Annotated in this window: 9 protein-coding genes; 6 read left to right on the top strand and 3 right to left on the bottom strand. The window is 69.2% G+C overall.

Annotated elements, in window-relative coordinates; all coding sequences use genetic code 11:
* The first annotated feature begins 64 nt into the window (after positions 1-64).
* On the top strand, positions 65-847 hold the full coding sequence (locus ACFONC_RS05730; protein WP_386742750.1) for an NAD kinase: 783 nt from the start codon (positions 65-67) through the stop codon (positions 845-847).
* Between the two features lie 122 nt (positions 848-969).
* Here the strand turns inward: ACFONC_RS05730 and ACFONC_RS05725 are convergent, their stop codons facing one another.
* The gene (locus tag ACFONC_RS05725; protein WP_386742749.1) at positions 970-1,311 is read right to left on the bottom strand and encodes a 4a-hydroxytetrahydrobiopterin dehydratase; all 342 of its coding nucleotides are present in this window, start codon (positions 1,309-1,311) and stop codon (positions 970-972) included.
* 189 nt (positions 1,312-1,500) lie between these two features.
* Between ACFONC_RS05725 and ACFONC_RS05720 the strand changes: the two genes are divergently transcribed.
* Together ACFONC_RS05720 and ACFONC_RS05715 are read left to right on the top strand one after the other, a co-directional pair.
* Positions 1,501-2,094: an NfuA family Fe-S biogenesis protein gene (locus ACFONC_RS05720; protein WP_386742748.1), complete on the top strand. Its 594-nt coding sequence runs from the start codon at positions 1,501-1,503 to the stop codon at positions 2,092-2,094.
* A 27-nt stretch (positions 2,095-2,121) separates the two neighbouring features.
* Positions 2,122-3,876 (top strand): hypothetical protein, encoded by a 1,755-nt coding sequence (locus ACFONC_RS05715; RefSeq protein WP_386742747.1) that lies wholly within the window; start codon positions 2,122-2,124, stop codon positions 3,874-3,876.
* Between the two features lie 236 nt (positions 3,877-4,112).
* On the opposite strand, the gene ACFONC_RS05710 is transcribed toward ACFONC_RS05715, so the two are convergent.
* Positions 4,113-4,556 (bottom strand): c-type cytochrome, encoded by a 444-nt coding sequence (locus ACFONC_RS05710; protein ID WP_386742746.1) that lies wholly within the window; start codon positions 4,554-4,556, stop codon positions 4,113-4,115.
* 8 nt (positions 4,557-4,564) lie between these two features.
* A complete protein-coding gene (locus ACFONC_RS05705) occupies positions 4,565-4,972 on the bottom strand; it encodes a c-type cytochrome (protein ID WP_386742745.1) in 408 nt (135 codons plus the stop codon).
* A gap of 230 nt (positions 4,973-5,202) precedes the next feature.
* Here ACFONC_RS05705 and ACFONC_RS05700 point away from each other — a divergent pair, with 230 nt between their 5' ends.
* Genes ACFONC_RS05700 through ACFONC_RS05690 form a run of 3 tightly spaced genes read left to right on the top strand, consistent with a single transcriptional unit; the run spans position 5,203 to position 12,907 of the window.
* Complete coding sequence (locus tag ACFONC_RS05700; RefSeq protein WP_386742744.1) at positions 5,203-6,342, top strand: efflux RND transporter periplasmic adaptor subunit; 1,140 nt, start codon at positions 5,203-5,205, stop codon at positions 6,340-6,342.
* Positions 6,342-9,830 carry an efflux RND transporter permease subunit gene (locus tag ACFONC_RS05695; protein WP_386742743.1) on the top strand — a complete coding sequence of 1,163 codons (3,489 nt, stop codon included), beginning with the start codon at positions 6,342-6,344 and terminating at the stop codon, positions 9,828-9,830. Before ACFONC_RS05700 ends, ACFONC_RS05695 begins: the two co-directional genes overlap by 1 nt.
* On the top strand, positions 9,827-12,907 hold the full coding sequence (locus ACFONC_RS05690) for an efflux RND transporter permease subunit (protein ID WP_386742742.1): 3,081 nt from the start codon (positions 9,827-9,829) through the stop codon (positions 12,905-12,907). The genes ACFONC_RS05695 and ACFONC_RS05690 overlap by 4 nt, the downstream gene beginning before the upstream one ends.
* Positions 12,908-12,980: the final 73 nt, after the last annotated feature.

The raw sequence follows: 12,980 nt of genomic DNA, 5'->3' as shown, positions 1-12,980 counted from the left end.
GATGGACGATCCGGGCCGCATCCGCGGCCCGGGTTATGCTCGCGGCACGTCCATGGAGCCGCCGATGACCGCGAACCCACGCATCGCTTTCCTCGCCAGCCAGACCGATGACGCACAGGCTGCGCTGGCCGACCTGTCGCGCGTGCACGGCCAGTGCGCGCCGGAAGAAGCCGACGTGCTGTGCCCGCTGGGCGGCGACGGGTTCATGCTGCAGACGCTGCACCGCCACGGCGGGCTCGGCAAGCCGGTCTATGGCATGAAGCTGGGCGGCGTCGGCTTCCTGATGAACCACGATCGCGCGGACGATGCCGGCAGCAACCTGCTCGACCGCATCGCCGCGGCCCAGCCGGCCGTGCTCAGGCCGCTGGAAATGCTCGCGCAGACCGAGTCGGGCGCCAGCGTCGGATCGCTGGCCTACAACGAAGTGTCGCTGCTGCGGCAGACGCGGCAGGCCGCGCACCTGCGGATCGAGCTCAACGGCCAGCGGCGGCTGGAAGAACTGATCTGCGACGGCGTGCTGGTCGCGACGCCGGCGGGCAGCACCGCCTACAACTTCTCCGCGCACGGACCGATCCTGCCGCTCGGGTCGAACGTCGTCGCGCTGACCCCGATCGCCGCGTTCCGGCCGCGGCGCTGGCGCGGTGCCGTGCTCAAGGCCGAAACGGAGATCCGCTTCCACGTGCTCGATCCGTACAAGCGGCCGGTCAGCGCGACCGCCGACTCGCACGAGGTGCGCGACGTGACGGAAGTGGTCATCCGCGAGTCGCGCGACCGCACGGTGACGCTGCTGTTCGATCCCGAGCACAACCTCGAGGAGCGGATGCTGGCGGAGCAGTTCAGCAGCTGAGCCGGGGCGGCCTGGTTTCGCGCCGCGAAGGCGGGAGTCCCCGGGCTTGGCGTCGGTGGGAGAAGGTCGCGGCTGGAGCCACTCCCGCGGGGTGCCGAAGGAATCCGCGAGCCGTGCCGGCGTCAGTCGGCCAGCAGGTCGGCTTTCGCGGCGCAGATGAAGTCGTTTTCGCTCAGGCCGCCGACGTCGTGGGTCGAGTAGCGCACCACGCAGCGGTCGTAGTGCACGCCCAGGTCGGGGTGGTGGTCTTCGCGGTTGGCCATGTGCGCCAGGGCGTTCACGAACGACATCGTGCGGTAGTAGTCCTTGAAGCGATAGGTCCGGCCCAGCGCATGGCCGTCCTCGAGCAGTTCCCAGCCCGGAACCTGCGGCAGCAGCTCCTGGATGCGAGCCCGGCTGAGTTTGTGTTCGCTGCCGCTGCGTGGCGCGCAACGGGCCTGGGCGAGGGGGATCAGGTCGGGCATGACGGCTCCTGTCGGGGCGGGCCGCGCTGGCGGCGTGCTGAACGGAAAATGGTCGCGGCGCCGGTTTCACGGAACCGGAACGAACGCGAATCGGCAGGGCCGCTAGAATACGCTCCACGGCCGGCAACTTCCGAATCCGTGCGGCAAAACGGCCGCGCGCGCCGGCGGCAACAGGCAGGCAGCAGGGCAATGATCGACATTTCCGAATCCGCGCAGACGCATTTCCGCAAGCTGATCGAGCGCGAAGCCGTGCCCGGGATGGGCGTGCGGCTGGCCGCGCGCGACCCCGGCACCGCGCGCGCCGACGTGCGGCTCGAGTTTGCCGAGCCAGCCGACCTGCGCGGCGACGAATGGGCGATCGACTGCGAAGGCTTCACCCTGTGGCTGGACGCCGACAGCGCCCCGTTCCTCGACGGCGCGCAGATCGACTACGCCAGCCAGGCAACGGGCGGCCAGTTGCAAATCCGCGCCCCCAAGATCAAGGGCGAAGTGCCGCCCGAGTCGGCGTCGCTGGTCGAGCGCGTTCGCTGGCTGGTCGAGCACGAGATCAACCCGCAGCTGGCCCAGCACCGCGGCAACGTGGCCCTCGAGGAGGTCACGGCCGACGGCGTGGTGGTGCTGCGCTTCGGCGGCGGTTGCCACGGCTGCGGCATGGTCGACGTCACCCTCAAGCAGGGGATCGAGAAGACCCTGCGCGAAAAGGTGCCCGGCGTGACCGCGGTGCGCGACGCGACCGACCACGACACCGGGTCGGCGCCCTACATCGCACGTGGTTCGGCGTGACGCCGTAGCGTCGCCAACGGCCGCTGGATGACGTTCTCCTCCGCCGAACTGATCGACGCGCTGCGGCGGCGCCGGCGGCGGTCGCTGCGACCCGAACGCCCCGCGGGTGAATTCCCGCCCGGCTGGGCGGCCTGGTTCGCCGCGATGAAGGTGCGCACGGGCGCCGTGACCGGCGCCACGGCCGAGGCGATCATGGCGATCTTCCTGGCGCGCGAACCGCGCCTGCCGCCGCGTGCGCTGGCCGCTCTCAACCGCTGGCAGGCATTCAACACGCTGTGGCGGCAGCAGTGGCACCCCGCGAGCGAGGACGAGCGCAGCACCCGCATCGTCGCCATCGTGGTGTCGCTGGTCACGCACCTGTTCTTCGCCGCGTTCCTGCTGTACGTGGCGTACGTGCGCATCATGGCCTTGCCGGAGGAGGCCGCCAGCGCGGGCGAGGACGTGATCCAGGTCGAATACATCGGCGAAGGCACGCCGGACGAGGAGGGCGGTGGACCGCCGCAGGGTGAGGAAGTCGCCGAGCAGGCGCCTGCCGCCGCGGCCGCCGCGAGTCCGCAGACCGTCCCGCAGCCAGTTCCACCGCGGCCGCAGACGCAGGAGCGCCAGGCCGAAGCGCAACCGACGCCGCCGGCCATCACGCGCCCCGAAGCCGCGCCGCCCCGGCTGGCCCCTGTTCCGGAGCCGCTGGTGCAGGTACCGCCGGTCGACCAGCCGCTGCAGGTCACGGAAACCCCCGCGCCGGATTCCGTCTTCGTCGTCCCCCCGGTGCGCATCGCCGAAATAACCCGGCCGGAACGGGTGCCCGAACTCGGTGCGCCGGCGCCGCAGCTCGAGGTGGTCGATGTGCCCGAGCCGGTGACGGCGCCGGAACTGCAGCGCGAGGTTGAGCCCGCGATCCGGGCGCCTGCCGTCCCGCGGCGGGCTGCCGAGGTTGCGGTGCGGGATATTCCGGCGCCGCTGTCCACGGTCGAGGTGCCCGCCGTGCCTGCGCGCCCGGTCGCTGCGCCCGACCTGAGGACGGAGCAGGCACCTTCGGTGGCGATTCGCGACATTCCCGCGCCAACGCCTGCTGAGGTGCCGACGTCCGAGGCGGCGGGTTCGACTGTCTCGTCGCAGGCCACGGTGCAGGAAACCGGCGCGGCGACGCAGCCGTCGAGCGCCCGACAGTCCTCCGGTACCGAGACCCGGCCGCAGCCCGCCGGGGGGCGCGAGAACGCAAGCCAGGGCACGCAGCAGGCATCCACCGCTGCGGGCAGTGGCACGCAGCCGTCGCCGCGGCCGGGCGCGCTGCCTTCGCCCAAGCCGGGCGACGACTGGGGGCTGTCGGACCGGAATCGTCCCGGCGGGCAGGCCGGCACGCCGGGATTGTTCAATGCCGACGGCACGCCGAAGCTCGCCTCCGGCGACGGCAAGGTCGGCGGTGGCCTGCCGCCGGGCACGATCACCGAGGATTTCGAGAAGATCGACCGCAACGGCACCTGGCTCAAGCGCCCGCCGTTCGACTACACGCCGACGGCGTTCGACAGGTTCTGGGTACCCAACGAAACGCTGCTGCAGGAATGGGTGCGCCGGAGCATCAAGGAAGTGTTGATCCCGATCCCCGGCACGTCCAAGTCGATCAAGTGCTCGGTCGTGCTGCTGGCACTCGGCGGCGCCTGCGGCATCACCGACCCGAACATGCAGGACGTGGAAGCCGAAGCGCGCAAGCCACCGGACGTGCCGTTCAAGCCGGAGCTGCAGGAGAACCAGGACGCGCTGGGGAAGCCGCCGGGATCGCGTTGATCACAGTCACTCGGCCCGCGATCGCGGAGGCCCCGTGGATCCCGTGGGAGCGGATTCAGCCGCGAACTTTTCCATCGTGATCTGCCGCCACCTCAAAGGCTCGCGGCTGAAGCCGCTCCCGCAAGGCGGTGGGCGGTTGGGGCTTTTCCGATCACGATGCCCGCAACGACGAAGGCCCGCGCATGGCGGGCCTTCGGTGCGGCTGGCGCGGCCTTGCCGCGTCGGCGTGGCTCAACCTAGTCGTTGACGCCGTGCAGGTCGCGCAGGTGGCTGGGGCGCGAACCGAAGTAGGCCGCCAGGTCGGCGATCTGCTGGTCGGTCAGGTCCTTGGCCTGCTGTGACATCAGCGCGTGCTCGCGATTGCCGTTGCGATACTCCTGCAGCGAGTGCGCGAGGTAGTCGTGGTACTGGCCACCAAGCTTCGGATAGCTGGCGTCGATGGGCGCGTTGCCCTCTTCGCCGTGGCAGTCCACGCAGGACTGGCCGGTGGCCTTGCCCTTGGCGTGGGCGAGCTGCTCCCCGGCATCGACGTGGCCCTTGGGCAGCCCGGCGGACGAGGTGGTGTGGCCTTCGGCGCGGTCCGAGGACGAATGCCCGGCGGGCGTGTCGCTGCCGGAGCACCCGGCAAGCACGAGCGCGGAAGCCAGGGCGATGGCAAGGAGGGTGGCGGATCGGGTCATGTCGCGGCTCACGGCTTCAGCTCCGAAAGATAGGCCGCGATGTCGGCAATGTCCTGCTCCGAGAAACTCATCGCCTGTGCCTGCATGGTGGGGTGCTTGCGGGCGCCCTTCTGGTATTCGGTCAGTGCGTTGGCCAGGTAGGTGGCCGACTGTCCGCCGATGCGCGGCACGTGGAAGTTCGGGTAGGCGTTCTTGTAGCCGGTCACGCCGTGGCAGCCCTGGCAGGTGAAGGCGAGCTGCTTGCCGCGCTCGGCAGAGCCGGTCGGCGCGGCAGGAGGCGCGGTTGCCGGTGCCGGCGCGGGCTCGCTGGTGGCGGGCGGCGGCGCGGTCTCGGTTCCGGCTTCGGTCTGGGCAAACGCCGCGAAGGACAGTGCGGCAAGGACAAGGCTGGCAGCGATCGGCAACGGTCGCGTCATATCGGGTATCCGCAATCTTGGATGGCTGGAATGTAACTGGCTGGTCACGCAATCGCGAATCGCCCCTGCGTAACTGCAACAGTATAGCGACTGCTTGAGATCAACCGAAAGCGGACGCACCTGCCGATGTCCGGCGGGCATCCGCCGCCAGTCACCATGACCTCTGGCGCATGTTGCCGGGAAGGCAGGTGATATACCTTGCTACAACACCGTAGGGGCTACCTCAGAAGATGGACAAGAACACCGTATTTCAGGGCTTCGCAAGGACGTTGCTGGCCATCGTGCTGGTGGCCGGCGTGGCCTCGGTGAGTGCCTGCAAGGCAGATGGAGAGGGCAACGCCCAGGCCAAGGAACCGGACGCCGGGAAGGCTGCCGACGCGATCCCGGTCGAAGTCGCCAAGGCCTCGCGCCGCGCGGTCGCGGCCAGCTACACGGGCACCGGCACGCTGGAGGCGCGTGCCGAGGCGCAGGTGGTGGCCAAGACCTCGGGCATCGCGATGGAGGTGTTCGCCGAGGAAGGCCAGCGGGTGAAGGCAGGCCAGGTACTGGTACGACTGGATGCCGATCGCGCACGCCTGCAGGTGGCGCAGGGTGTCGCGCAGGTGCGCAAGCTGGAGGCCAACTACAAGCGCGCCGTGCAGCTGGCAGCGCAGCAGATGGTCAGCGCCAACGACCTGGACCAGCTCAAGTACGACCTGGCCAACGCACGCGCCGCCTACGACATGGCCAGGCTGGAGCTGTCCTACACCAATGTCGTCGCGCCGATCTCCGGCGTGGTGGCGGCGCGTGACATCAAGCCGGGCAACTTCGTCCAGATCAACTCGCCGATCTTCCGCATCGTGGACAGCAGCCGCCTGGAGGTCACGCTCAACGTGCCGGAGCGCGAGTTGGCCAAGCTGCAGCCGGGGCAGGCGGTCACGCTGGCGGCCGATGCGCTGCCCGGGCGCACCTTCGCCGGCAAGGTGGACCGCGTTTCGCCGGTCGTGGACACGGGCACGGGCACGTTCCGCGTTGTCGCCGCGTTCCCCGGCGAGGGCGAACTGCACGCGGGCATGTTCAGCCGCCTGAGCATCAACTACGACCAGCGCGCCGACGCCCTGGTGATCCCGCGCGCGGCGCTGCTGGAAGACGGTGGCGAACCTGCGGTCTACGTGGCCCGCGACGGCAAGGCGACGCGCACCGTGCTCAAGCTGGGTTACGACGATTCGGGCTGGGTCGAGGTCCGCGAGGGCCTGGAGGAAGGCGACGCCGTGGTCGTGGCCGGCAAGGCCGCACTGCGCGAGGGCAGCATGGTCCAGGTCATCGACCGCGACCAGCCCGCGAAGGACGTGGAGAAGGCGAAGGCGCCGGTCGCGAAGGCGCCGCGCTGATGGCGGCGCACGACGCCGACCCCGGCGCGCGCGGGTTCGACCTGGTCGAATTCGCCACCCGCCGCCGCGTCACCATCGCGATGATGACGCTGACCCTGGTGCTGTTCGGCCTGATCTCGCTGTCCGGGCTCAAGGTCGAGTTGCTGCCGGACCTGAGCTATCCCACGCTGACCGTGCGCACCGACTTCGAAGGCGCCGCGCCGGCAGAGGTCGAGACCCTCATCTCGCAGCCGGCCGAGGAAGCACTGGGCGTCGTCAAGGGCCTGCGCAAGCTCAAGTCGATCTCGCGCACCGGGCAGAGCGACGTGGTGCTCGAGTTCGCCTGGGGCACGGACATGCAGCAGGCCGGGCTGGACGTGCGCGACAAGATGGAAACGCTGCAGTTGCCGCTGGATGCCGATCCGCCGGTACTGCTTCGCTTCAACCCTTCCACGCAGCCGATCATGCGCCTGGCGCTCTCGTCGAAGAACGAGTCGGGCGACGAAGCCGACGCGGTGCGCCGCCTGATGGAGCTGCGCCGCTACGCCGACGAGGACCTCAAGCGCAAGCTGGAGCCGGTCACCGGCGTGGCCGCGGTCAAGGTCGGCGGCGGACTGGAGGACGAGATCCAGGTCGACATCGACCAGCGCAAGCTGGCCCAGCTGGGCCTGTCGCTGGACACGGTGATCCAGCGCCTGCAGCAGGAGAACGTGAACCTCTCCGGCGGCCGCCTGGAAGAGGGCACCCGGCGCTACCTGGTGCGCACGGTCAACCAGTTCGCCTCGGTCGAGCAGATGCGCGAGATGCTGCTGACCACGGCCGGTGGTTCCAGCAGCGGATCGTCGTCGTCGACCGGCGACAACAGCCAGCTGATGTCGGCGATCCTCGGCAGCCGCGACCCGACGGTGATCGCCGCGCTGCGTGGCGACAGCAGCGGCGCGATCGGCGCCCAGGTGCGCCTGAAGGACGTCGCCAGCGTGACCCAGGGCTACAAGGAGCGAGAGGCGGTGATCCGCGCCGGTGGCCACGAGGCGGTGGAACTGGCCGTCTACAAGGAAGGCGACGCCAATACCGTGGCCACGGCGGACGCGCTTGAGGCGCGGCTGAAGATGATCCGCGACCAGATTCCGGGCGACATCGAGCTGAGCGTGGTCGAGGACCAGTCGGTCTTCATCCGCAACGCGATCAGCGACGTCAAGCTCGACGCGGTGATCGGCGGCCTGCTGTCGGTGCTGATCATCTTCCTGTTCCTGCGCGACGGCTGGAGCACGTTCGTCATTTCGCTGTCGCTGCCGATCTCGATCATCACCACGTTCTTCTTCATGGGCCAGCTGGGGCTGAGCCTCAACGTGATGTCGCTGGGCGGCCTGGCGCTGGCCACCGGCCTGGTGGTGGACGACTCGATCGTGGTGCTCGAATCGATCGCCAAGGCGCGCGAGCGCGGGCTGGGCGTGCTGGAGTCGGCAATCGCCGGCACCCGCGAAGTGTTCATGGCGGTGGTCGCCTCCACGCTGACGACCATCGCGGTGTTCCTGCCGTTGGTGTTCGTCGAAGGCATCGCCGGGCAGCTGTTCCGCGACCAGGCGTTGACGGTGGCGATCGCCATCGCGGTGTCGCTGGTGGTGTCGATGACGCTGATCCCGATGCTCAGCGCGCTCAAAGGCCGGCCGCCGATGCAGTTCCCCGACGAACCGCGGCGCGAGGCGTGGCAGCCGCAAAGCCGCTGGCAGAAGCCGGCGGCGCTGGCCGGGCGCGGCGTGGGCGCGGTGTTCCGCTACGGCTTCTTCGCCATCGTGTGGGCGGTGGTGCGCCTGTTCCGCGGCATCGCCGCGGTGGTCGGCCCGGTGATGCGCAAGGCCAGCGACCTGGCGATGGCGCCGTACCACAAGGCCGAGAGGGGCTACCTGCGGATGCTGCCGGCGGCGCTGTCGCGACCGTGGCCGGTGCTGGGCGTGGCCGCGGTCGCCTTCGCCGCGACCCTTGCGGTGGTGCCGCTGCTGGGCGCGGACCTGATCCCGCAGCTGGCGCAGGACCGCTTCGAGATGACCGCGCGCCTGCCGCCGGGCACGCCGCTGGCGCGCACCGACGCGCTGGTGCGCGAAGTGCAGCGCCAGCACGCAGGCGACGAGGGCGTGCGCCTGCTGTACGGCGTGTCCGGCACCGGCACCCGGCTCGACGCGAGTCCGACCGAGAGCGGCGAGAACATCGGCAAGTTGACCGTGGTGATGGACGAGGCCAACCGCGAACAGCAGCTGGTCGAAGGCCTGCGCAAGACCATGCAGGCCTGGCCAGAGGCGCAGGTCGACTTCGCCCGGCCGGAACTGTTCGCGCTGTCGCCGCCGCTTGAAGTGGAGATCGAGGGCAACGACCTCGACGCGATTCGCGTGGCCGGCAACCGCCTGGCCGACATGCTGCGGCAGAACGGGCACTACGCCGACGTCAAGTCGTCGGTGGAGCAGGGCTTCCCCGAGATCCAGGTGGTGTTCGACCAGGACCGCGCCGCCGCGCTCGGCCTGACCACGCGCCAGATCGCCGACGCCGTGGTCAACAAGGTCAAGGGCAATGTCGCCACCCGCTACAGCTTCCGCGACCGCAAGATCGACGTGCTGGTGCGCCTGCGCGAGTCCGAGCGTTCGTCGGTCGACGATATCCGCCACCTGATCGTCAACCCGACCGGCAGCAAGCCGGTGGAGCTGGCATCGGTCGCCGACATCGTCGCCACCACCGGCCCGAGCGAGATCCACCGTTCCGACCAGCGCCGCGTGGCGATCGTGTCAGCCAACCTGCGCGACATCGACCTGGGCACCGCGATCACCGAGGTGCAGGACATGGTGGCGAAGAACCCGCTCGGCACCGATGTCGGCATGCACATCGGCGGCCAGGGCGAGGAACTGGGCGAATCGATCCGTTCGCTGCTGTTCGCCTTCGCGCTGGCGGTGTTCCTGGTCTACCTGGTGATGGCCTCGCAGTTCGAATCGCTGCTGCATCCGTTCGTGATCCTGTTCACCATCCCGCTGGCGCTGGTGGGCGCGGTCGCCTCGCTGCTGCTCACGCGCTCGCCGGTGTCGGTGGTGGTGTTCATCGGCCTGATCCTGCTGGTGGGCCTGGTGGTGAAGAACGCGATCATCCTGATCGACAAGGTCAACCAGCTGCGCGAGGCCGGCGTGGCCAAGCGCGAGGCGCTGGTGGAAGGCGCGCGTTCGCGCCTGCGGCCGATCATGATGACCACGCTGTGCGCGGTGTTCGGCTTCCTGCCGCTGGCGCTGGCCTTCGGCGAGGGCGCCGAGGTGCGTTCGCCGATGGCGATCACGGTGATCGGCGGCCTGCTGGTGTCCACGCTGCTGACGCTGCTGGTGATCCCGGTGGTCTACGACCTGCTGGACCGCACGCCGGACGCCCGCTACGTCGAGCGTGGCCGCCGTGCACGCCGCGACGCCGAGCAGGTCGCGCAGGTGCTGGCCGAAGAGCAGGACGCGCTGGACGGCGGCAGCGGGGAACCGGCCCGATGAACATCACCGAGCTGTCGATCCACCGCCCGGTCACCACCATCATGCTGTTCGTTTCGATGGTGGCGATCGGGCTGATCGCAGCGTTCCGGCTGCCGATGGAGGCCGAGCCGGAGGCCACCATCCCGTTCTTCTTCGTCTCGCTGCCATATCCGGGTTCGACGCCGGAGGAAGTGGAGCGCAACCTGCTGCGGCCGGTGGAGGAAGCGCTGGCGACGATGCCGGGCATCCGCTCGATGAACTCGCGCGCCAACGCCGAGGGCGCGTCGATCCAGGTGGAATTCAGCGACTGGAACCAGGACATCGCCATCGCCGCGTCCGAGGCGCGCGAGCGCATCGACGCGGTCCGCGACCAGCTGCCGGACGACTTCCGCCGCTACTACGTGCAGCGTTGGAGCACCAGCGACCGCGAGGCGATCAGCCTGCGCCTGACCAGCAAGGAGGACCTGACCGCGCGCGCGGACCTGATCGAACGCAGCATCAAGCAGCGACTGGAACGACTGCCGGGCGTGGCCCGCGTCGAGGTGGAGGGCGTGGCCAACCAGGAAGTACTGGTGGCGCTGGACAAGGACCGGATCAGCGCGCATGGCGTCGTGCTCAGCGACCTGGTGCAGCGCCTGCAGGCGGCGAACTTCTCGGTCTCGGCCGGCCAGATCACCGAAGCCGGACGGCGGCTGCGCGTGCAGCCCAGGGGCGAGCTGCAGCACCTGCAGGCGCTGCGCGACCTGCCGGTGAACGGCACCGGCACGCGCCTGTCGGACATCGCCGACGTCAGCCTGCAGCCGCAGCGCATGAGCTACGTGCGGCAGATGGACGGCAAGCCCAGCGTCGGCGTGGACATCTACAAGGAACGCTCGGCGAACCTGGTCGACCTCTCGCGCGCGGTGCGCGCGGAAATGCAGGTGCTGGAGCAGGATCCCGCGATGCGCGGCATCGGTTTCGAAATCACCGACGACCAGGGCGAGGCGGTGGTCAGCTCGCTGGCGGCGCTGGCCGAGGCCGGCGCGATCGGCCTGCTGCTGTCGGTGATCGTGCTGTACGGCTTCCTGCGCCACTGGCCATCGACGCTGATGGTCAGCCTGGCGATTCCGATCTGCTTCATCATGACCCTGGGCTTCATGTACTTCGCCGGCATCACCCTCAACATCATCTCGATGATGGGCCTGCTGCTGGCGGTGGGCATGCTGGTGGACAACGCGGTGGTGGTGGTCGAGAGCATCTACCAGGAGCGCGAGAAATTCCCGGGCCGGCCCTCGCTGGCCTCGATCGTCGGCACCCGGCACGTCGCCATCGCGCTGTCGGCAGGCACGCTGTGCCACTGCGTGGTGTTCCTGCCGATGATCTTCGGCGAGAAGAACATCATCACCGTCTATCTGTCGCAACTGGCGGTGACCATCTCGGTCTCGCTGCTGGCGTCGTGGCTGGTCGCGGTCAGCCTGATCCCGATGCTGTCGGCGCGCATGAAGACGCCGCCGGCGGTGAAGTCGCCGCTGATCGGTCGCCTGCAGGACCGTTACGCGCGCGCCCTGCGCTGGACCCTGCAGCACCGCGGCTGGAGCGTGGCCGGCATCCTGGCCATTTCCATGGTCAGCATCTGGCCGATGACCCATACCCAGGGCAGCACCGACAACAACGACCCCGACGAGATCAACATCTTCTACCAGTGGCGCGGCGCCTACTCCAAGGAGGAGATGGGCAACGAGGTGGCGAAGGTCGAAGCCTTCGTCAACGCCCACCGCGAGGAGTTCCACGTCGAGCGCGTCTACAGCCGTTACTCGGAGCAGGGCTGGGCGATGACGCGCCTGTTCCTGGACATCGACGACCGCGACCTGAACAAGCAGATCGAAGAGAAGGTGCGCGAGGGCTTGCCGCAGTCGGCGCGGGCCAAGACCGGCATCGGCTGGCCGGGCAGCGCCGACAACCAGGGCGAGGGCATCAAGTTCAGCCTGGTCGGCGACTCCTCGCAGGTCCTGAAGGAACTATCCGACGACATCGTGCCGATGCTGGCGCTCGACCCGAACCTGCGCGACGTGCGCGTGGATACCGGCGACGCCAATACCGAGCTGTCGGTGCGAGTGGACCGCGAGCGCGCCGCCGCTTATGGCTTCAACGCGCAGCAGGTAGCGCAGTTCGTCGGCATGGCGCTGCGCGGCTCGTCGCTGCGTGACTTCCACCGCGGCGAGCTGGAGATCCCGGTCAACGTGCGCTTCGCCGGCTCCGAGGAATACGGCTTCGAGGACCTGTCCGGGTTCATGGTCCGCGCGCCGGACGGCACCGAGGTTCCGCTGGGGGCGCTGGTGCAGGTCGACTTCAATCCATCGGCCACGTCGATCCAGCGCCTGAACCGGCAGACCATGCTGCGCGTGGAGGCCGGTCTTGCCAAGGACGTGGCCGTGGACCAGGCGCGCAAGTCGATCGAGGCCACGCTCGACGGCGTGGAGTTCCCGCCCGGCTACGGCTACACCTTTGACAGCGGCAGCTTCAACATCAACTTCGACGGCATGGACCAGATGAAGAACGCGATCCTGATCGCGCTGGTGCTGATGCTGGTGATCATGGCCGCGGTGTTCGAGTCGCTGCTGTTCCCGGTGGCGATCATGTCCTGCGTGCTGTTCTCGATCTTCGGCGTGTACTGGCTGTTCTGGATCACCGGCACCGAGATGAACATCATGGCCGTGATCGGCATCCTGGTGCTGATGGGCGTGGTGGTGAACAACGGCATCGTGATGATCGAGCACATCAACAACCTGCGCCGGCGCGGCATGGGGCGCACCGATGCGCTGGTGGAAGGCAGCCGCGAGCGCCTGCGCCCGATCATGATGACGATGGGCACGGCGATCCTGGCGATGATCCCGATCGCCCTGCAGACCGACACCGCCGACAACATGCCGCCGTACTACCCGATGGCGCGCGCGATCGCCGGTGGCCTGGCGTTCTCGACCGTGGTCAGCCTGCTGTTCCTGCCGACGATCTACGCGATGCTCGACGACCTGCGCCACGGCACCGCGCGCCTGGTGCGGCGCGCGAGGGGGAAGTCAGATGCGCTGCCCGCTGCGGCCGCCACTCCCAAGACCGGATAGCCGGTCGGAGTCGTTGCGGGAGAGGCTTCGATCCCGGCTTGCGCCCGGGCATGTCGCGGCTGGAGCCGCTCCC

It is taken from the genome of Luteimonas soli (assembly GCF_042648865.1).
GTDB classification, from domain to species: domain Bacteria; phylum Pseudomonadota; class Gammaproteobacteria; order Xanthomonadales; family Xanthomonadaceae; genus Luteimonas; species Luteimonas soli.
The sequence above is the reverse complement of the archived record's forward strand: the minus strand, read 5'-3'. Positions and strand labels throughout refer to the sequence as shown.